This is a genomic window from Peptoniphilus sp. SGI.035, from assembly GCF_050315115.1.
Classification (GTDB): Bacteria; Bacillota; Clostridia; order Tissierellales; family Peptoniphilaceae; genus Peptoniphilus_A.
In genome coordinates this window covers 15,870-33,111 of sequence record NZ_JBNPOJ010000011.1, presented here as the reverse complement: position 1 = coordinate 33,111, position 17,242 = coordinate 15,870, and the positions used below count along the sequence as shown (strand labels likewise).

At 32.7% G+C, this 17,242-nt stretch carries 29 protein-coding genes; all 29 read left to right on the top strand.

Annotated elements, in window-relative coordinates; translation table 11 throughout:
- Positions 1-17: 17 nt before the first annotated feature.
- The 29 genes from ACQRC6_RS06440 (at position 18) to ACQRC6_RS06300 (ending at position 17,227) form a co-directional block, all read left to right on the top strand.
- Positions 18-251 carry a hypothetical protein gene (locus ACQRC6_RS06440; protein WP_427848230.1) on the top strand — a complete coding sequence of 78 codons (234 nt, stop codon included), beginning with the start codon at positions 18-20 and terminating at the stop codon, positions 249-251.
- Between the two features lie 67 nt (positions 252-318).
- Positions 319-480, top strand: coding sequence for a hypothetical protein (locus ACQRC6_RS06435; RefSeq protein WP_427848229.1), 162 nt, complete (start codon positions 319-321; stop codon positions 478-480).
- A complete protein-coding gene (locus ACQRC6_RS06430; protein WP_427848228.1) occupies positions 477-1,136 on the top strand; it encodes a GIY-YIG nuclease family protein in 660 nt (219 codons plus the stop codon). The genes ACQRC6_RS06435 and ACQRC6_RS06430 overlap by 4 nt, the downstream gene beginning before the upstream one ends.
- Complete coding sequence (locus ACQRC6_RS06425; RefSeq protein ID WP_427848227.1) at positions 1,120-1,251, top strand: hypothetical protein; 132 nt, start codon at positions 1,120-1,122, stop codon at positions 1,249-1,251. Before ACQRC6_RS06430 ends, ACQRC6_RS06425 begins: the two co-directional genes overlap by 17 nt.
- Complete coding sequence (locus tag ACQRC6_RS06420; RefSeq protein WP_427848226.1) at positions 1,238-1,414, top strand: hypothetical protein; 177 nt, start codon at positions 1,238-1,240, stop codon at positions 1,412-1,414. The genes ACQRC6_RS06425 and ACQRC6_RS06420 overlap by 14 nt, the downstream gene beginning before the upstream one ends.
- 47 nt (positions 1,415-1,461) lie before the next feature.
- A complete protein-coding gene (locus tag ACQRC6_RS06415; RefSeq protein ID WP_427848225.1) occupies positions 1,462-1,758 on the top strand; it encodes a hypothetical protein in 297 nt (98 codons plus the stop codon).
- Positions 1,755-2,714 carry an N-6 DNA methylase gene (locus ACQRC6_RS06410; RefSeq protein WP_427848224.1) on the top strand — a complete coding sequence of 320 codons (960 nt, stop codon included), beginning with the start codon at positions 1,755-1,757 and terminating at the stop codon, positions 2,712-2,714. The genes ACQRC6_RS06415 and ACQRC6_RS06410 overlap by 4 nt, the downstream gene beginning before the upstream one ends.
- Before the next feature lie 58 nt (positions 2,715-2,772).
- On the top strand, positions 2,773-3,066 hold the full coding sequence (locus ACQRC6_RS06405) for a hypothetical protein (RefSeq protein ID WP_427848223.1): 294 nt from the start codon (positions 2,773-2,775) through the stop codon (positions 3,064-3,066).
- Positions 3,057-4,859, top strand: a complete 1,803-nt coding sequence (locus tag ACQRC6_RS06400; protein ID WP_427848222.1) for a DUF2813 domain-containing protein — start codon at positions 3,057-3,059, stop codon at positions 4,857-4,859. The genes ACQRC6_RS06405 and ACQRC6_RS06400 overlap by 10 nt, the downstream gene beginning before the upstream one ends.
- Positions 4,852-5,034: a hypothetical protein gene (locus ACQRC6_RS06395; protein ID WP_427848221.1), complete on the top strand. Its 183-nt coding sequence runs from the start codon at positions 4,852-4,854 to the stop codon at positions 5,032-5,034. Before ACQRC6_RS06400 ends, ACQRC6_RS06395 begins: the two co-directional genes overlap by 8 nt.
- Positions 5,031-5,375 (top strand): hypothetical protein, encoded by a 345-nt coding sequence (locus ACQRC6_RS06390; protein WP_427848220.1) that lies wholly within the window; start codon positions 5,031-5,033, stop codon positions 5,373-5,375. Before ACQRC6_RS06395 ends, ACQRC6_RS06390 begins: the two co-directional genes overlap by 4 nt.
- A complete protein-coding gene (locus tag ACQRC6_RS06385) occupies positions 5,372-5,518 on the top strand; it encodes a hypothetical protein (RefSeq protein WP_427848219.1) in 147 nt (48 codons plus the stop codon). Before ACQRC6_RS06390 ends, ACQRC6_RS06385 begins: the two co-directional genes overlap by 4 nt.
- Positions 5,515-5,763 (top strand): hypothetical protein, encoded by a 249-nt coding sequence (locus tag ACQRC6_RS06380; protein WP_427848218.1) that lies wholly within the window; start codon positions 5,515-5,517, stop codon positions 5,761-5,763. The genes ACQRC6_RS06385 and ACQRC6_RS06380 overlap by 4 nt, the downstream gene beginning before the upstream one ends.
- Positions 5,760-6,197 carry a single-stranded DNA-binding protein gene (locus ACQRC6_RS06375; protein ID WP_427848217.1) on the top strand — a complete coding sequence of 146 codons (438 nt, stop codon included), beginning with the start codon at positions 5,760-5,762 and terminating at the stop codon, positions 6,195-6,197. Before ACQRC6_RS06380 ends, ACQRC6_RS06375 begins: the two co-directional genes overlap by 4 nt.
- 100 nt (positions 6,198-6,297) lie before the next feature.
- A complete protein-coding gene (locus tag ACQRC6_RS06370) occupies positions 6,298-7,116 on the top strand; it encodes a recombinase RecT (RefSeq protein ID WP_427848216.1) in 819 nt (272 codons plus the stop codon).
- A 2-nt stretch (positions 7,117-7,118) separates the two neighbouring features.
- On the top strand, positions 7,119-7,826 hold the full coding sequence (locus tag ACQRC6_RS06365; RefSeq protein ID WP_427848215.1) for an MBL fold metallo-hydrolase: 708 nt from the start codon (positions 7,119-7,121) through the stop codon (positions 7,824-7,826).
- A gap of 12 nt (positions 7,827-7,838) precedes the next feature.
- Complete coding sequence (locus ACQRC6_RS06360) at positions 7,839-8,285, top strand: hypothetical protein (protein WP_427848214.1); 447 nt, start codon at positions 7,839-7,841, stop codon at positions 8,283-8,285.
- Complete coding sequence (locus ACQRC6_RS06355; RefSeq protein ID WP_427848258.1) at positions 8,248-8,583, top strand: DnaD domain protein; 336 nt, start codon at positions 8,248-8,250, stop codon at positions 8,581-8,583. Before ACQRC6_RS06360 ends, ACQRC6_RS06355 begins: the two co-directional genes overlap by 38 nt.
- Positions 8,549-9,340: an ATP-binding protein gene (locus tag ACQRC6_RS06350; protein WP_427848213.1), complete on the top strand. Its 792-nt coding sequence runs from the start codon at positions 8,549-8,551 to the stop codon at positions 9,338-9,340. The genes ACQRC6_RS06355 and ACQRC6_RS06350 overlap by 35 nt, the downstream gene beginning before the upstream one ends.
- Positions 9,341-9,382: 42 nt before the next feature.
- Positions 9,383-9,736, top strand: coding sequence for a VRR-NUC domain-containing protein (locus tag ACQRC6_RS06345; protein WP_169969527.1), 354 nt, complete (start codon positions 9,383-9,385; stop codon positions 9,734-9,736).
- Between the two features lie 10 nt (positions 9,737-9,746).
- Positions 9,747-10,166, top strand: a complete 420-nt coding sequence (locus ACQRC6_RS06340) for a hypothetical protein (protein ID WP_427848212.1) — start codon at positions 9,747-9,749, stop codon at positions 10,164-10,166.
- Positions 10,163-10,348, top strand: coding sequence for a hypothetical protein (locus ACQRC6_RS06335; protein ID WP_427848211.1), 186 nt, complete (start codon positions 10,163-10,165; stop codon positions 10,346-10,348). Before ACQRC6_RS06340 ends, ACQRC6_RS06335 begins: the two co-directional genes overlap by 4 nt.
- A gap of 205 nt (positions 10,349-10,553) precedes the next feature.
- Entirely contained in the window at positions 10,554-10,964 is a 411-nt protein-coding gene (locus ACQRC6_RS06330; RefSeq protein ID WP_427848210.1) for a hypothetical protein, read from the top strand.
- A gap of 213 nt (positions 10,965-11,177) precedes the next feature.
- Positions 11,178-11,954, top strand: coding sequence for a hypothetical protein (locus ACQRC6_RS06325; RefSeq protein WP_293559410.1), 777 nt, complete (start codon positions 11,178-11,180; stop codon positions 11,952-11,954).
- Between the two features lie 37 nt (positions 11,955-11,991).
- The gene (locus tag ACQRC6_RS06320; protein WP_427848209.1) at positions 11,992-12,459 is read left to right on the top strand and encodes a phage terminase small subunit P27 family; all 468 of its coding nucleotides are present in this window, start codon (positions 11,992-11,994) and stop codon (positions 12,457-12,459) included.
- On the top strand, positions 12,452-14,200 hold the full coding sequence (locus ACQRC6_RS06315) for a terminase large subunit (RefSeq protein ID WP_427848208.1): 1,749 nt from the start codon (positions 12,452-12,454) through the stop codon (positions 14,198-14,200). The genes ACQRC6_RS06320 and ACQRC6_RS06315 overlap by 8 nt, the downstream gene beginning before the upstream one ends.
- Positions 14,187-15,410 (top strand): phage portal protein, encoded by a 1,224-nt coding sequence (locus tag ACQRC6_RS06310; RefSeq protein ID WP_427848207.1) that lies wholly within the window; start codon positions 14,187-14,189, stop codon positions 15,408-15,410. Before ACQRC6_RS06315 ends, ACQRC6_RS06310 begins: the two co-directional genes overlap by 14 nt.
- Positions 15,410-16,084: a head maturation protease, ClpP-related gene (locus tag ACQRC6_RS06305; protein ID WP_427848206.1), complete on the top strand. Its 675-nt coding sequence runs from the start codon at positions 15,410-15,412 to the stop codon at positions 16,082-16,084. Before ACQRC6_RS06310 ends, ACQRC6_RS06305 begins: the two co-directional genes overlap by 1 nt.
- Before the next feature lie 15 nt (positions 16,085-16,099).
- Positions 16,100-17,227 (top strand): phage major capsid protein, encoded by a 1,128-nt coding sequence (locus ACQRC6_RS06300; protein ID WP_427848205.1) that lies wholly within the window; start codon positions 16,100-16,102, stop codon positions 17,225-17,227.
- The last annotated feature ends 15 nt before the right edge of the window (positions 17,228-17,242 follow it).

Here is a 17,242-nt window from a genome sequence, read left to right as displayed (position 1 = left end):
AAAAAGGAAGGTGAATTATGGAAAAAGAAAAAATAAAAGAACTTTATCTTCAGGAATTTAAAAAAGAAAATGATCCCGCTGAAAATTGTTTTGATGTTGATGTTAAAAATATTTCTGAAGAAGTCATCTCAATCATGAGAAAAAAAGGACTGACATATGAAGAAGCATACGCAGTCCTACAGTATAGTTACAATAAATTAAAATTTGAGTCAAACTTTATTCATTTGGAAGAACTAAACTTAGAAGTTTAAAAAGGAAGGGATGAATTTGGAATTGTTAATAAGCGTAGTAACATCGATATGCGTTTGTAGCATATTCATGTACTGGTATGAGAAAAAGCTGGACAATGATATTCGAGATTTGATTGAAGAAATGGAAAAGATTTCTATTGAGGCTATTGAAGAAGTTAGATCACTCAGTATTAATGAGGTCATTAATGAATGGGCAAAACTTATGAAAAAAATAAAGGAGCAGAAATGAATGATTTAAGAATTTTTGAAAATAAAAATTCGGGTGGATACGTCTATATTATTAATTTTGGATCAATGGTAAAAATTGGCTCTTCGAACAATCCCAAGGAAAGAATTTCAAGGATAACAACATATTTAAAAAACTACGCGAATATAAATTCGTTTGGATTCAAAATAAGTGTTAAACATGTAAATTTTAGGGAGAATGAATTTATTTTGCACGATGTATTTTCAAAATATAGAGTTAGTGGAACTGAATTATTCAATATAAAGTTTGATAAAGCAGTATCTGGTCTAAATAAACTTGTTTATGACACAAATTTTGAAGCAGCTTATGCTGAAAAGGAGAAGTTAGCTGACGAATTAATTAAATTTTGTAAATCACAATTTTACTTAGAAACTAGGTTGCCAAAGGAGTATTTTGAAAAAGAAAATTTACAAGTTGAAATTCAAAAGTATGAAAGAATTTTAAATATTTTAAAATTAGTAGATTTATATGTTAATGAACTTGCTATATCAGATGATGAATTTAAAAAACAATATTACAAGATAATTAATAATCCAGATGGTAGTACAAGGACGACGACAACAACTAAGATGACTGGTAAAGGACAAATTTACTTTACCAACAAGTTTTTAGGGGGATCTTATGGACAAAAATTTTGATGTTGCCATTGAGTATAGTGATGCACAAGCTGACTGGGACGATTTTATAAGTCTTATGGTAGGCAAGTTTAAACAGTGGCAAAAAGAAAGAGAGGATAGCGATGAAGACTTTTAACTGGTACAAGATACCTATAAATATACGAAGGTTTATAGGGATTACTATTCTATTTATTCTTGGTTACTTGGCTGTTAGCTTTGGAATTAAATTAATATTTTACATTTTATATGCAGGAACAACAGTAATTGACAAGTTTTTTAAATTTTTAGTTAGTTTGTAAGAAAGGATTTTGAGGGCGAAGATCTAATTGAGGAGAGATAAATAATGTTGATTATTGGTGGGGATGGAGAAGTTATTGTAAATGTTGATAATTGCACAAATATATACATCCATAAAGAATACGGCAGGATTTTGTGCGAGAAAACTGTAAATAGCCCACATTGCGAACTTGGCAGGTATGACACAAAAGAAAAAGCAAGAAGAGCCTTCGGGATATTAGTAAATGCAATGCTTGACGGCAAACAGGTCTTTAAATTACCAGGTAATGACGATGAAAGGCTAAATACAAGTTTGAGAGGTACTGGAGGATTTAGGACCACTCAAACAAATGGTAAGACGAAATGAAGAAAGATTTTAGTGCTAAGGCATATAGAAATGACCTTAAAGAAAAAGGTGTCTTTCACACAGATTCAAAACTTGCTGAGATTATTAAGTCTTATGGCAAGGAAAGACCCAAGAATGTTTATGACCCTACATGTGGGGTGGGGACTCTATTAAGTGTCTTTGATGAGGATATACCAAAGTATGGGCAAGAACTTACAGAGGAATATTTGAAAGTAGCAGAAAAGACTTTAAAAAACTTTACTGGCGAAGTTGGAGATACTTTAAAAAATCCAGCCTTCATGGATATGAAATTTGACTTAATTGTAGCAAATTATCCTTTCTCCATAAAGTGGGAGCCAGACAAAGAAGATGTGAGGTTTAAGGACTGGGTAGATGTACCGCCACCATCAAAAGCAGACTATGCTTTTATAATGCATATGATATACCTCTTAGCTGACGACGGAGTGTGTGTAAGTCTTAACTTCCCAGGAATCTTGTATAGGAAAGCAAGAGAAGGGAAGATAAGAAAAGAACTTGTCGAAAGAGGTTATGTAAAGAAAGTTATCCAAGTACCAAGTGGATATTTTGAGGACACAAATATCGAAACGACAATCTTAGTTTTATCCAAAGAAAAATTTAAGGGGTCAATCAAATTTGTAAACTTGAAAGATGACCTAGAAAGAGATGTCCAATTAGAAGAGATAGCAGAAAATGACTACAACTTATCAGTTTCATCCTATGTACAGAAAGAAATTGAAGTTGAGGAGATAGATCCAATTGAGTTAAGGGAGACTATAAGAAATAAATTTATCCAACATGTCGATGATAACTTAGGGATTGAACTATTCCTGACAGAGACATTTGAGGATAAAAAAGCAAGACTAGATTTGTTGAAATTTTACAAAAAAGTTTTAGAAGTCGTAGAAAAACACATTTTAAATTTAAAAGAGCAAATAAAAAAGTCCCTGGCCGACTAAAACTCAAGGACTAAAATATATAAATATTTGCTCTTAGTATATCACAAAGGAGTTAAAAATGAAAAAAATTGAATGTTACGAAACTAAAGATGGCAAGTTGTTTACAACTTATGAAGAAGCCTTAATGCATGAGAAAGAAGAAGAGATAAAGAATGATTTAGGCTCAATCTTAAATACCTGCATCAAGAACTTTGAATTAATGGAAAAGAGAATTAGAAACAAAAAACTTTGCGAAAATTATGAGGATGCACAAGTTTTTAAAGAATTCCTAGTAGGTTATATGTCAGAAATTATGTTAAAAGATTTTACAGCCTTTAAGTCCCTATTTGACGGAGGTTTATCATGCAAATAAAAATTAAAACATTAAAATTAGAGAACTTCAAAGGAATCAAGAACTTAACAATAGATTTCAAAGACACAACTAATATTTATGGGGACAATGCAGTAGGCAAGACAACAATATTTGATGCTTATTCCTGGTTACTTTGGGACAAGGACAGTTTAAATCGTAAGGACTTTGCTATAAAGCCTTATGACAAAAATGGCGATGAAGTCCACAACTTAGAATCTGTAGTTGAAGGAGATTTTTCTTTTGATGACACAGAACTTAACCTTAAAAAAATCTATAAAGAAGTCTGGACTAAAAAGCGTGGATCCACACAGGCAGAATTTACTGGTCACACAACAGACTACTATATAAATTCCGTACCTTGCAAGAAAAAAGAGTACAACGAAAGAATTGAAAGTGTCTTGTCTGAAGATAACTTCAACCTGCTTTCAAACCCACTATATTTTAACCAATTTTTAGTAAAGACAGAAAGAAGAGAAATACTTTTAAGCCTTATAGAAGATGTAAAGCCAGAGGATATTATCGCAAAAAATAAAGATTTAGAAGAATTAGATCTTAAAAATTATACAGTTGATGAACTAAAGAAAATAGCAAAGGATAGTGCAAGAAAAATTAATAAAGACATTGAGTCCATACCAGCAAGGATTGATGAGTTAAATAAATCAAAAATACATGATATAGATTTTGATGCCTTGGAGTTTAGAAAGAGAGGTACAATTCCAGCCATAAGAGAGATAGATGAAAAGCTTGCCGATGCATCAAAAATGGCAGAGGGAATGACTGAGATAACAGAAAAAATTACTGCATTACAGAAAGAAAAGTCTGAACTTGCAGAAAATTATCAAAATAAATGTTTTGAAATAAATCTAAAAAATAAAAATGTGTTGCTAGAAAAAGAACAAGACACAATAGCATTAGACGAAGCGAAAAAGAATATAGAAAAGCTTAAAGATCTAGTTGAAAAGGCTAGGGAAGAATGGCAAGAAGTCCACAAAGAACAATATCAAGGTGACTTTAAGTGCCCAACTTGTGGACAGGATTTATTACCAGACCAAATAGAAAAGACAATGGCTAACTTTAATAAGAAAAAGTCTGAAAAGCTATCAAGCATCGAAGAAAAAGCAAAAGATCTAAAGTTAAAAATAGAAGAATGCGAAAAACTAATAGCAATTTATGAGGTTAAGGAATATAAGGAAGAAGACCTGCCAATTGAACCTATTAGACTACAAGAAATTGACAAGGAGATTAACGAGGCTAGGTCAAAATTAAGAGATTTTTCTTTAGACAATAAAAAGGATTTACTTGAAAAGAAAAGCTCTTTAAACGCAGATTTGGAAGAAATAAATAAAAAATTATCTCTACAAGGACAAAATGAAAAAATTGATGAAAGAATTAAAGCGTTAGAGTCTCGAGAAAAAGAGCTTGCCAAAGCATATGAAGAGCAACAAAGAATTATTTATCTTTGCGAGGAATACACAAAGGCTTATGTGGACCTAGTAAGCGACAAGATAAATGACAGTTTTGACCTGGTAAAATTTAAACTTTTTGAAAATCAAATAAACGGCGGAATTACTGAAACCTGCGAAGCTACTTTTGAGGGAGTACCTTACAGCGACTTAAACAATGCGGCAAAAATAAATGCAGGTCTTGATGTAATTAACAGCTTATCAGACAAGCTTGATTTAAAAGTACCAATATTTATAGACAACGCAGAGAGTGTAAATGAATTAATTAAGACAGATACACAATTAGTAAGGTTAGTAGTTAGCAAGGATAAGGAGCTTAAAATTGATTAAAGTTTTAGATGCATGGTGGTACGGCGGTAACATCGGAATTGTAAAAGTTTACACAGGCTTCGAAGTTAAATATTACATCGGCACGGGTTACGGTCAAGATGAGAAAGAAGACATAGACAAAATTTTAAAGTATGGAAGTAGGTTTTACCCAGAGGTTTTTGAGGTGGAAGAATGAGAATATTTAGTTTACAAGATGAAAAATTTGAAGAAATGCAAATGAGTTTAAACGCATCAATTGTCCATGTTGCAAAGAAGATAGCTGCTGGAGAATTTGAGCAAGGCGATATAACCTTGAAGTTAAAAATAGGAACAGTTTACGAGCACAAAGAAGAAACGGTTTATAAAATGCCAGCTTTTAACTACAAGATAGGCACTAACCTACAAAAGAAATCGAGCCTAGATGGTGGAGATGCTTATGATGGCATGGAATTTAAGCTTGATGATGGTGTAGTGGTTTTAGAAAAAGTAAAGAGTGATCAAATAGATATGTTAGATGAGGAGGATGAGGACGAATGAGAGTTGGAATCACAGCACATTTAGATATAGAAAAGGATACCTTAGAAATTGAGGATGGAATGACTGAAGATGAAATAGATAACTACTTGTTTGACTATATTTTAGACTTTTTAGATTGGGGTTGGAAAGAGGTGTCGGAATGAGTGGAAAAGACATTCACGAAATAGACGAGGAATTATCGGAAGAATACCTTAAAGGATTCTTTGATGGGAAAGAATTTGAAAAAACTAAGCAGATAAAACAGAGAGCATTTTTTGCAAGTGTTTGTGTACTTGCAGATAAGTCAAAGGAAGTTGAAACACTAGCAGGCGATAAGTATAAGCAAGTTGTTTTGAACTTACCTAAAGAAGTTTTAGAAGAATTAGAAGAATGGAGTAAAGAAGAATGAACAGCGTAAATTTAATTGGAAGATTAGTAAGAGACCCAGAAGTTAGATATAGTCAGTCAGGAATGGCGATTTTGAGGTTTACAGTAGCAGTTGACAGAAAGCTAAGCAAGGATAAGAGGGAAGAAGCACAAGCTAATAATCAGCCTACAGCTGACTTTATCTCATGTACTGCCTTTGGAAAGACTGCCGAAGTAATTGGAAATTACCACAGTAAAGGAAGTCAAATAGCAGTTGAAGGAAGAATCCAAACTGGATCTTATGAAAAAGATGGGAGAACTATTTATACAACTGATGTCTTAGTCAATAGCATCACTTTTGTTGGATCTAAAAATAATAATTCTAGTGGAGGAAATTACCAAAATAGTAATAATCAACAAGATGATTATAGCGATGAGGGATTTTTCCCAGTGAATAATGACGACATCCCATTTTAAGAGGTGGAAGGATGAGTGATTTTAACATTCTAGTGATAGGAGTAGCGGCTATGTATTTAATATATAAAGCTTTAGTTAATAGAATATAAGGAGATTTAAAATGACAAATATACAAAAACAAGAAAACAGGACATTAAGTCCAGTAAACCAAATGAAGAATTTACTAGCAAACCAAGGTATTCAAAATTTATTTGCTGATGCCTTAAAGGAAAATAAAGACAGATTTTTAGCATCAATTATAGACCTATACAATGGCGATACCACTTTGCAAGATTGTAACCCTAAAGAGGTTGTTATGGAGGCACTAAAGGCAGCTACTCTTAATTTGCCTATCAATAAAAATCTTGGATACGCTTATATAGTGCCTTATAACAGTAAAGGAACAACAAGGCCTCAATTTCAAATCGGCTATAAGGGATATATTCAAATGGCACAAAGAAGCGGACAATATAAGGCTTTAAATGCTGGCATTATGTATGAGGGGATGGAAGTCAAAAGAGATTACCTAAAAGGAACTTTTGAAATTGTAGGAGAACCTAAGTCTGATAAGGTTATCGGCTACTTTGCTTACTTCCAACTTTTAAATGGTTATGAAAAGGCAATTTATATGACAAAGGATGAAGTTATAGAACACGCTGAAAGATATTCTCAATCTTACGGAGGCAAATATAGTCCATGGAAACATCAATTCGACGAAATGGCACAAAAAACTGTAATTAAAAGACTTTTAAGCAAGTATGGAGTTTTGACAACAGAGTTTCAAGATGCAATTAAAGAAGATGAGGACAGAGAAGTTTTAAGAGCCACAGAAAACAATGCTATGCTTGAAATGACGAGTCCAGACGAGGAAGAAGAAACTATTGAAGTAAATCCAGATACTGGAGAAATCATCGAAGAAGATATAAAGGCACCGTTTTAATTATGGATATTAAGATTATAGCCAGTGGTAGCACTGGTAACTGCTACAAGATAAGTAACGAGGATACTACGCTCTTAATTGAGTGTGGTATTCCTTATAAAAAAATACAGCAAGCACTTAATTTTAAGACTACGGACATTGACGGGGTCTTAGTAAGTCATGAGCATGGAGACCACTCAAAAGCTTGTAAGGATTTAATCAAGGCTGGAGTGGATCTATATATGACGGAAGGCACTAAAGAGGCTTTGGAGCTTGAAAGTCATAGGGTTAAAACTTTTGAAAAAAATGGTTATTTCACTTACAGATGGGTTGATATAGGATCTTTTAAAATAAAGATTTTTGAAACAGTACACGATGCCAAAGAACCAGTCGGCTTTTATATTTTAAACGCAAAGACTGATGAGAGGTTACTTTTTATCACAGACACTATGTATGTTGAGGGTCGTTTTAATAACATTGATTATCTGATGATAGAAGTTAATTATGTCAAAGAAACGATAAATAACAATCTCAATCTAGATCCAATTTTAAGAAAAAGAATCAAAGAAAATCATATGTCTTTGGAAACTGCTTTGGATTTTTTAAAGAAGTGTAATCTCTCAAGGCTTAAAAAGGTTTATGTTTTGCATTTATCAGATGCCAACTCCGACTATAAGGTCATCAAGGAGAGCCTGCAAGAACTTACAGGTGTAGCTATAGAAATTTGCTAGGTGGTGATAAGTATGGCAGATTATAAAGGCTGGGTTTGTATATATAGAAAAATTGAAGATGACTGGCTCTGGAATGATAAACCTTTTTCAAAGGGGCAAGCTTGGATAGATTTACTTTTGATGGCAAATCATGAAGATAAAAAAATTTTATTTAACGGAAATTTAATTGAAGTCAAGAGAGGACAGAGAATAACATCAATTAAAACGCTATGTGATAGATGGGGTTGGTCAAATACAAAGGTTAAAAATTTTCTAAAATTATTGGAAGAAGATAATAAAATAAAGTTAGAAATAACACCACGAAAAAAGTCAGTTATAACCATTGAAAATTACAGTAAATACCAAGATGTAGACGTCAGGAAAAACGTCACAGAAGCATCAGAGGAGCATCAGAGGAGCATCACGGTAGCATCAGAGGAGCATCACGGTAGCATCAGAGGAGCATATAAACAACAATGATAACAATGATAACAATGATAACAATGATAACAATGATAACAACTACTACAGAAAAAAATTTGAAGAAGAAAAAGTATTAAAAAGATTTAAGGAATGTGGTGGTAATTGTAGTAAATATAATTTTTATAGATTAAAAGATTTAGAAAAGGAATATGGAGAAGAACAACTAATAAAAGCAATAGAGACATCTGCAGATAACAACAAGGTAACTACAGCTTATATAAAAGGTATATTAAATAATTGGAATAAGAAGGAGGTAGTAGATGGATACGAGAACCTCAACATTATTAAACTCTGAAAGAAAAGAGATTGTATTTTCCTTTGGAGGGAGAACATTCAGAATAAATGCAATGAGCGAAGCGGAACAAGCAGAATATGAAAGAGCAAAGGCAAAAGAAAAAGCTGAAGAAAAGAAACGAAGCTTAGAGAGATTGAAAGTAAATTCTTTGATTGATGAAAGGTTTAAGACATGTAAATTTGATAACTTTATAATCACCAATGAGAATAAAAAACTATTTAAATTTGCCAGGTACTATGTAGATAATTTTCAGGAAATGAAAGCTAATAATTGTGGATTGTTATTCTTTGGAAGACCAGGAAGCGGTAAATCATATTTAAGCTTTTGTATAGCTAACGCACTCCTAGAAAAATATATTTCAGTAATTGCAATAACGAGCAATGGACTTCTACAGAAGATAAGAGAGCTATCCACATTTGGAAGCACTGAACTTAATAGCTTATATAGGAATTTAAACCGGGTATCGCTTTTAATTATTGATGACTTAGGAGCAGAAGCATCAAGCGAATATAATAAGTCAAAAATATATGAGGTCATAGATGGTAGGTACAGAGCCAATAAGCCAATAATCATTACAACAAATTTAAATCCAAATGATTTTAAAAGGAAACTAACTTCACAAGATGAAGTAGCAAGAACCTTTGATAGAATAGCAGAAATGTGTGAAGTGATAGAAATGAATTATAAATCTTTCAGAGAGAAGAAAAAGGAAAATAAATCTAAGGCGTTTGAAAATATACTGAAGGATTTGAAGTAAGGGAATTAAGAAGGAAGGTTTTAAAAGATTGGGGGTTGAGATATGAGCAAGAACTTGTTTGGCGAGGAACAATCTGAAAAGGAAGTACAAGACTTAATTAGGTCTGCTCTTGCTCCTTATGCTAAGGTATGGAATGTGACTACTGGAGTTTTTAAGGTTAAAGAAGGTCCAGTTACTAGATGGATAAGGACTTTTCCAAAGGGGACTCCAGACCTAATGGGTTTTAGATATTCCGATGGCAAAATGTTTTTTATTGAGGTTAAAAATTCTAAAGGGCGATTGAGTGAAGAGCAAAAAGAATTTATGAAGTGGGCGGGAGGTCATCCTATTTTATGTGGGGTGGCAAAATCTGTTGAGGATGCCTTTAATATTTTAGAGATACCTCTTTGGGGTTAGGAGTTGGAAGATGAGACCAAAAGACTACTTATTGCAGGTTAGACATATTGATAATGAGATAGACAGCAAAATTAAATTATTGGAAGATTTGAGGGCTCGTGCTATGAGTATTGGAAGCTTGGAGGTTAAGGACAAGGTTCAAAGTTCTGCAGGTCTCGATTTTTCTGACTGGATGGATAGGTATGTGGACTTACAAAAAGAAGTGACTGACAAGGTTGATGAGCTAATTGTTTTAAAGCAAAGGATAATTTCTCAGATTGATAGAATGGAAAATCCTCTTTATAGGCTTATTTTAGTCAGCCGTTATTTAAGGGATATGAGGTTGAGAGAGATTGCTGCTAGATATAATTACAATTATAGCTATATCAAAAATGCGCATGGTAATGCTCTCTTGGAGTTTAAGGCTAAGAATCCTGAGGTGTTTAAATGATTGAGTATCCAGACTTATTAGTTTCTGCAATTATTAAAAGGGCAGTCTACGATTATTTAAACTATCCTAAGACAAGGGCAGAGGTAAGGAGATTTATTAGGTCTGATTATTTTAGTTCTATTACTGATTTAGACCCCGATGCTCTTTTGGAAGAGCTTGAAAGGCAGTGTAAAAAGATGTGACCTTTTTGACCGTCAAGTTGTGATATAGTTTAAAGTGGAGATAGAAAGATAAGTAATCACCTCCTTATTATTTATAATTGCACGAACAAAAGATTACCATTTACTATATTTCATTCTTATCTTTCTAAGGTTAGCATGTAGATCTTACGAGACTATGTGTTGGGTAACTACATACACTTGATTAGGCTAGGGGTGGGAAGCGAGTATGTTAAAAAAATTATGTAAGTGTGGGAAAGCAATTCCTATCACTGATAAAATGTGCAAAGAATGTGCTAGTAAATATCACAAGTCTTATGATAAGTATAAGCGTGAAAATCACAATGTTTACACTGATAGCAGGTGGGCAAAGGTTAAGAATATTTGTAGGTCGAGAGCTTGCGGTATAGATCTGTGGCACTATTACAAGACGGGAAGAATAGTTCAAGGTAGGCTGGCTCATCATATCGTTGAAGTGTCTGATGATATTTCAAAGGCTTATGATGTTGATAATCTTTTTTGGCTGACAGATAAAAGCCATCAAGAGATACACAGCCTATATAATAAGAATCCCGAGAGCAAACTTAAGACACAGGCATTTCTATTAAAGTTAAATAAAAATGGCATGGGGGTAGGTTAGAATGTTTTTAGCGAAGTGTAAATGACCAGCCGCCGTTTATTTCGGCGGGAAAATGCCAAAAATGAAAATTTCAGAAAAATTTCAGCACCTATTAAAAGGTGCTTTTTTTGATGATTTTAGTGTTAGATAATGATAAAATAAAGAGGTTTTGAGTTTTGAAATTGAAAGAATAGTATCTTTTGTTTCTAGGACTAGGCATGTGGGGGTTAAGTTTTGATTAGTAGTATAAGCAAAGAAAAATTTGAAAATTATGGGGGATTTGTAGAAAAGTTTAAGACTAAAAAAACTACAGATGATTGTTATACTCCTCCTGAAGTTTATAAAATTATAAAAGATTGGGTAGTTAAAGAATATGAAATTGATGAAAAGAAAATAGTAAGACCTTTTTATCCAGGTGGAGATTATAAGAATTTTGATTATAGAGGGGATAAAATAGTTATAGATAACCCTCCCTTTTCAATACTTAGTAAAATTAAGAACTTTTATTGTGAAAACAATATTAAGTTCTTTTTATTTGCTCCACATTTGACATTATTTTCAGGAAAAGATGATAAATGTGTTTGCTATATAGTTGCAAATGCTAATATCAAATATAATAACAAAGCTAAAATTCCAACATCTTTTGTAACTAATTTAGACAAGTATAGAATCAGATTAATACCTAAAATAAAAAAAATGGTTGAAAAGATACAAACTGAAAATAAAAAGCCATCGTTTAAATACGTATATCCTAAAAATGTAATTAGTGCTGCCCTTCTATGCAAATATATTGATTGGGGTATTGAATTAAACTTCAAGAATGAAGAGTTATTTTTTATAAGAAGATTGGATGCTCAGAAAAAACATAAAAAACAACTCTTTGGATCGGGATATTTAATAAGTGATGAAAAAGCTAATTTTTTAGAAAGTTTAGCTGTTTCTAAAAGACTTGAAGATGAAATTGTATGGGAGTTATCAGAAAGGGAAGAAGAGATAGTTAAAGGTTTGTAAATAATCGTGAGTTAATCTTGTGAAAGGTGATGATAGAATGGCGAGACCAAGAAAGACAATGGAAACAGCAACTGGGAAGATTGGAAAAGAGAATATTAAAGAGAGACAAGAGCAGGAAGAAAAAATAAAGATAGACAATAAAAATTTAAAAGCACCTGCTTATCTTCAAGAAACTGCAAAAATTGAATTTAGTAGAGTAGTTGAGGAAGCTAAAAAGATTGGAATACTAGATAATCTTGACTTGTCAATTCTTGTTATATATTCAAATGCCTATTCACAGTATTTGGAAATTACGCAAGAGATAGAGAAAATGGAGCAGCCTTATAGATATGTTACTGAAGATTATAAAATATCTCCACTGATAAATGCACAAGATAAGGTTATAAAACAAATAATGTCCTGCTCTTCAAAGCTTGGGCTTGCAACAACTGACAGATTAAAATTAATTGTCCCTAAAAAAGAAGAAAGCAGAACTAATAAATATTTGAGATACATTGATGGATAGAGTTACAGAGTATGCAAAATTAGTAGCTGAAGGTAAAATCTTAAAGGGACAAACAGAAATAAGTTGTTGTAAAAGACATTTAGATGATTTAAAAAGAAAAGATTTTGAATTTATCTGGGACGTAAAACTATCTGAAAGAGCGATAGATATTGCAAATGAGCTTACGATTTTAGAGGGTACAGAACCTAAGAAGTTAAGAACAAGGGGCTTCCAAAACTTTATAATTGGATCTTTGCATGGTTGGAGAAAAAAGCGAAGTAAGAAGTTAAGATTTAGGGAAGCATATATCCAAGTAGGGCGACAGAATGGAAAATCCTTTTTGTCGGGAACTGAAATAAATAATCGTGCTACATTCTCTGATTATAAAAAGGGAAAAATCTATTGTGCGGCAACAAAGCAAGAACAGGCAAATATTGTTTGGGACGAGGTAGAAAAATTCATCCTTGCTGATGAGGAACTTGCTGAATTATATAGAATTAGGCGACATGAGAGAACAATAACAAGTAAGGTTACGGGTACGGAAATTAAATCTGTTGGCAGAGATACAAAGTCAGCAGATGGCTTCCGCAGTATTTTAGCTATAATTGACGAACTACATGCTCATCCTAATAATCAAATGTATAAGCTTATGCTAGATGGTCAAATAAGTGTGGACAGTGCTTTAACTTTAGCAATAACGACAGCAGGGTTTAATATTAATAGTTTTTGTTATGAACAATATGAGTTCTGTAAAAAAATTCTATCTGGAGTGATAGAAAAGGAATCACAATTTATTTATATTGCTGAAATGGACAAAGACGATGACATCTGGGACTACAAGAACTGGGCAAAGGCAAATCCGCTCCTATTATGGAATGAGGACAATTCCTATAATATGGAGAAAGTAAAGGTTATGTCTGAAAAAGCCATAGATGCTAAAGAAAAAGGCGGTCAAGAGCTTATTAACTTTTTGACAAAATCTTTAAATAAATGGGTTAAGTATTCTGGTGCAGGTTATGTCGACCTAGATAAATTTAAGGAATGCGAATCTGATTTAACTTTAGAAGATTTTAAAGGTCAAGAGTGTATCCTTGGGATTGACTTATCTTCTGGTGGCGACTTGACAAGTATTGCCCTGGTCTTTAAGTTTGGCGATTATTTTTATATTTATTCTCATTCTTTTATGCCGATTTTAAGGCTGGAAGAACATGAGAAGACAGATGAGGCACCTTATAGAGTTTGGGCAAAACAAGGTTATTTAACTTTGACAGAGGGTGTATTTGGACTAAAAACCGACTACAAGTATATAATTGAGCATTTAAAAAGATTAATCGAAGAATACAACCTCATAATAATTGCTTGTGGATATGATGGACATAATGCGAATGCCTTTTTGGCTGATTTAGACTTTTTAAATTGCGATTTAATAGAAATAGTTCAATCTGCAAAAAGTCTTAATGATGCTACTGTGGATTTGCAATTGTCGATTCAAGCATTGCAGGTTAAATATGATAAAAGGAACGAGCTTTTAAAATGGTCTTTTGCTAATGCTAAAACTACACAAAATAGTTTTGGCGAAATAAAGGTCATGAAAGAAACTAATACGGCAAGAATTGACGTAGTAGATGCTGTAATAGATGCTTGGAAATTAGCAATGGCTAATAATTCAGAAATAAAATACGATGCACAAAAAGATATAGAGGAGTGGTTAGAGATTATGAAAATAGATGAGAAAGATGGTGAAAAGGATGGGGATAATTAAAAAGATAGGTCAAGCTGTAAAAAATAGTTTTACATGGTCTAATGAAAATGATAGCTGGGAAGTAATAAGTTTAAGCGACCCTAAAGGTTGGGAAATACCTAGAAACAATATGTCAGAAATAACATATTATATCTGTTTAAAAATATTGAGTGAATCAATTGGTAAACTATCAATTCATTTAAAAGACGGTGAAGGGATAAAAATTACAAATAGCGACATAAATTATTTATTAAAAGTAAGACCTAATCCCTATATGTCGCCTACGGACTTTAAGACCTTAATGGAGTTTAACAGAAACCACTACGGAAATTCCTATGCTCTTATAGAAACTAAGGGCAATAAAAGAGTTGCACTACATCCTTTAGATCCAAGGAAAGTAAAAATAATTGTAGATGATGGGAAGCTTTTAAAGCACGATGCTACTTATGTCTATGAGTATGAAGAAAATAATAGGAAATACTTTTTTGAAGACAAAGAAATAATACATTTAAAGGGTGGTTTGAGTAGAAATGGTATTGTCGGAAAGTCAGTAGCGGAAGAACTTGCAGGAACAATAAAGGGAGCAGTAGAGGCACAGAAGTATTTAAACGACTTGTACAGTCGTGGGCTTACTGCTAATGCTATATTGGAGTATACTGGAGAACTTAACAAGGAAAAAAAGAAAGAGCTTGTGAGGACAATTACAGAGTTTGTAAGGGACAGAGATAATGGGAATATAGTTCCAATTCCTCTGGGAATGAAGCTTATACCGCTTGATATTAAACTCACGGATGCACAGTTTTTTGAACTTAGAAAATTCACAAGTTTACAAATAGCAGCTGCTTTTGGTCTAAAACCTAATCACTTAAATAATTATGATAAATCTTCTTACAGCAATTCAGAAATGCAGAACTTAACTTTTTTAATTGATACATTGCTTTATATTTTGAAAAAATATGAGGAAGAGTTTGACTACAAATTATTATTTAAAGACGAAGTAGAAAAGGGGTTGCATACAGAATTTAATGTTGCAACAATTTTAAGAGGCGATTTAAAATCGCAAGCTGAAGCTTTACAAAAGTATGTAAGCACTGGAATTTATACACCAAATGAGGCAAGAAGTTATGCTGGAATGCCAAAGTTTGATGGTGGCGATGTTCTTATGGTTAATGGTACTTATGTGCCAATTGATGATATAGGAAAAGCTTATGAGAAGGGTGGTGAGAAATAGTGATAAAAGTAGAAAATAAAGCTGATAAAACCACAATATATGTCAGTGGAGATATATTAGACGACGCTTGGAAAGGTTGGTCTTGGGGTGAAACTATTGAAACCTATCCTGAAGATATAAGAAATCTTTTAAAAGATGCAAATAAAAATGTAGAAGTAATTATTTCATCTGGTGGCGGAGATCTTTTTGCAGGAATGGCAATTTGCAATATGCTGCAAAGATTTAACGGACATACAAAAGCTATAATAGATGGTTTAGCAGCAAGTGCAGCTTCAATAGTTGCCTTTGGATGTGATGAAATTGAAATGCCATCTAATGCTTATCTTATGATACACAAGCCTAGTATTGGTGTGTTTGGCAATGCTGATGATTTATTGAAGTGGGCTGATACTTTAGATGAACTTCAAAAGGGACTTTTAGAAACTTATATGTCAAAGGCGGTAGAAGGGAAAACTGAAGAAGAAATTAACAATTTAATTAATAAAGAAACCTGGCTCACTGGTAAATCTGCAAGTGAGTTTTTTAATGTAAAAATTACAGAGGCAACAAGCGTAAAAAATGACTTTGGAACTTTGGTCTTAAATTACAAGCATACTCCAAGGGAATTAATTAATAATGCAGATGACGAAGATAGAAAGAAAAAAGAAATTGAAATCGCAATGGCGATAAATTAAGAAAAGAGGTAAAAAATGTTAAAAAGCGTAGAAATTAAAAACAAGATAGCAACTATTAAAAACGATATGAAAGCCCTACAAGAACAAGGGAAAGTAGATGAAGCATATGCAAAAATCGAAGTTTTAAATCAATTGAGAAAAGAACTTGGAATTGCTGAAGAAGTAGAGAAAAAAGAAGTAGAAAATACAGTGAATAATGGCACTGCTCTAGGAAATAAAAAAGAGATTGACGCAAATAAAGTATTTAACAAACTTGTAATGGGAAAATCTGTTACAGCTGAAGAAATGGAAGTCTATAATTTAGCTACTACTGGACAAATTGAACATACTGGAGAAAAGGGCGGTTATTTAGTTCCTGAAGAACAAGGTAAAACTCTAAAAGAACTTAGAAGAGCAAAGGTTGCTTTAAAGGAATTATGTAATGTGGTGCCCGTAACTACAATGTCTGGAAAGTTCCCAGTTGCTAACCAACAAAAGGGTAAGTTAATTGAATTTGATGAGTTGTCAGAAATTGGGCAAACAGATATTACTTTTAAACAACAAGATTGGGCAGTAAAGGACTATGGTGATATTATACCTGTGTCTAATACTCTACTTGAAGATACAGAATTGCCATTAATTAATATTGTTGGTTCTAATTTTACAGATAAGTCTGTTAATACTGAAAATGCTAAGATTTTAGGGGTTTTAAAGAATGCTAAAACTAAGATTGAGGGCAAGGATTACAAAGATATTATTACAGTTTTAAATACTAAGCTTGACCCTGATATTGCAAATAATGCTGTAATTATCACTAATCAATCTGGCTTTGATTATCTTGATAAGTTGGAAGATGGCAACAAGAGACCTATTTTATCAGTTGATTTAACAGATGCAACAAAGAAAGTTTTTAAAGGAAAAAGAATAATTGTATTAACTGATGAATTATTGCCAATGGATACTAAGAAATATCCTTATTATGTTGGAGATGTTAAGGAATTTGTTAACTTCTACGACAGAAAAGGTGTTGAAATTGCACGTTCAACAGAAGCAGGATTTACTAAAAACGCAACTCTTTTAAGATGTATTGAAAGATTTGATGTTAAGTCTGTTGATGAAGAGGCTGTAGTATATCTTACAATTCCAGAAACTGTTGGTGCTTAATTTGAAAGGGGGTAC

Bases quoted from the DNA above. Each gene is read 5' to 3' on its own strand.
- ACQRC6_RS06360 (WP_427848214.1), top strand. From the start codon at position 7,839: ATGGCAGATTATAAAGGCTGGGTTTGTATATATAGAAAAATTGAAGAT.
- ACQRC6_RS06315 (WP_427848208.1), top strand. From the start codon at position 12,452: ATGGATAGAGTTACAGAGTATGCAAAATTAGTAGCTGAAGGTAAAATC.
- ACQRC6_RS06310 (WP_427848207.1), top strand. From the start codon at position 14,187: ATGGGGATAATTAAAAAGATAGGTCAAGCTGTAAAAAATAGTTTTACA.
- ACQRC6_RS06385 (WP_427848219.1), top strand. From the start codon at position 5,372: ATGAGAGTTGGAATCACAGCACATTTAGATATAGAAAAGGATACCTTA.
- ACQRC6_RS06400 (WP_427848222.1), top strand. From the start codon at position 3,057: ATGCAAATAAAAATTAAAACATTAAAATTAGAGAACTTCAAAGGAATC.
- ACQRC6_RS06430 (WP_427848228.1), top strand. From the start codon at position 477: ATGAATGATTTAAGAATTTTTGAAAATAAAAATTCGGGTGGATACGTC.
- ACQRC6_RS06350 (WP_427848213.1), top strand. From the start codon at position 8,549: ATGGATACGAGAACCTCAACATTATTAAACTCTGAAAGAAAAGAGATT.
- ACQRC6_RS06405 (WP_427848223.1), top strand. From the start codon at position 2,773: ATGAAAAAAATTGAATGTTACGAAACTAAAGATGGCAAGTTGTTTACA.
- ACQRC6_RS06330 (WP_427848210.1), top strand. From the start codon at position 10,554: ATGTTAAAAAAATTATGTAAGTGTGGGAAAGCAATTCCTATCACTGAT.
- ACQRC6_RS06340 (WP_427848212.1), top strand. From the start codon at position 9,747: ATGAGACCAAAAGACTACTTATTGCAGGTTAGACATATTGATAATGAG.
- ACQRC6_RS06335 (WP_427848211.1), top strand. From the start codon at position 10,163: ATGATTGAGTATCCAGACTTATTAGTTTCTGCAATTATTAAAAGGGCA.
- ACQRC6_RS06320 (WP_427848209.1), top strand. From the start codon at position 11,992: ATGGCGAGACCAAGAAAGACAATGGAAACAGCAACTGGGAAGATTGGA.
- ACQRC6_RS06425 (WP_427848227.1), top strand. From the start codon at position 1,120: ATGGACAAAAATTTTGATGTTGCCATTGAGTATAGTGATGCACAAGCT.
- ACQRC6_RS06440 (WP_427848230.1), top strand. From the start codon at position 18: ATGGAAAAAGAAAAAATAAAAGAACTTTATCTTCAGGAATTTAAAAAA.
- ACQRC6_RS06380 (WP_427848218.1), top strand. From the start codon at position 5,515: ATGAGTGGAAAAGACATTCACGAAATAGACGAGGAATTATCGGAAGAA.
- ACQRC6_RS06370 (WP_427848216.1), top strand. From the start codon at position 6,298: ATGACAAATATACAAAAACAAGAAAACAGGACATTAAGTCCAGTAAAC.
- ACQRC6_RS06410 (WP_427848224.1), top strand. From the start codon at position 1,755: ATGAAGAAAGATTTTAGTGCTAAGGCATATAGAAATGACCTTAAAGAA.
- ACQRC6_RS06345 (WP_169969527.1), top strand. From the start codon at position 9,383: ATGAGCAAGAACTTGTTTGGCGAGGAACAATCTGAAAAGGAAGTACAA.
- ACQRC6_RS06390 (WP_427848220.1), top strand. From the start codon at position 5,031: ATGAGAATATTTAGTTTACAAGATGAAAAATTTGAAGAAATGCAAATG.
- ACQRC6_RS06375 (WP_427848217.1), top strand. From the start codon at position 5,760: ATGAACAGCGTAAATTTAATTGGAAGATTAGTAAGAGACCCAGAAGTT.
- ACQRC6_RS06420 (WP_427848226.1), top strand. From the start codon at position 1,238: ATGAAGACTTTTAACTGGTACAAGATACCTATAAATATACGAAGGTTT.
- ACQRC6_RS06365 (WP_427848215.1), top strand. From the start codon at position 7,119: ATGGATATTAAGATTATAGCCAGTGGTAGCACTGGTAACTGCTACAAG.
- ACQRC6_RS06435 (WP_427848229.1), top strand. From the start codon at position 319: ATGTACTGGTATGAGAAAAAGCTGGACAATGATATTCGAGATTTGATT.
- ACQRC6_RS06300 (WP_427848205.1), top strand. From the start codon at position 16,100: ATGTTAAAAAGCGTAGAAATTAAAAACAAGATAGCAACTATTAAAAAC.